The organism is Pontibacter sp. HSC-14F20, from assembly GCF_019599265.1.
In the GTDB taxonomy this organism is placed as follows: domain Bacteria; phylum Bacteroidota; class Bacteroidia; order Cytophagales; family Hymenobacteraceae; genus Pontibacter.
In genome coordinates, this window is record NZ_JAHZTC010000070.1 from 1 (window position 1) to 389 (window position 389).

A 389-nucleotide genomic window follows, 5' to 3' on the forward strand; every position below is an offset into this window, starting at 1 on the left:
TCGATCAGTCTAATGATCGGCACCCCCAACAACGGTAGTGGCATCACCGGCATCAATTGGACCAGCAACGTTCTGGTGGAAAATCTCTATACTGGAAGTTCAGGATCCTGGGGTGCCGGAGCGACCGTTTCTGGGCGGTCCCTCGCGGATGCGATCAACCAGGCGATGAGCTATGCGCAAAGTGCTGGAATCACTCATGTGGTATTCCAGGGCGGTATCCAAGGTGAAGGCCGCTACAAGAACCCCGGCGCAGGTCTGACGACGCAACAGCTGGGAGACTTGATCAAGAGTCTGGAGAACAACGCCATGTTCGCTGTTGCAGCCGGCAACGGCGGCATCAAGATGAGCGTGACGGATCCGACAAATGCGAGCGTGAAGAGTGGCGAAAG

Annotated in this window: 1 protein-coding gene; it reads left to right on the plus strand. The window is 56.6% G+C overall.

The window, feature by feature from the left end; genetic code table 11:
* Positions 1-12: 12 nt before the first annotated feature.
* On the plus strand, positions 13-389 hold a 377-nt coding region (locus tag K3G39_RS20540; RefSeq protein ID WP_220628038.1), incomplete at its 3' end, for a hypothetical protein.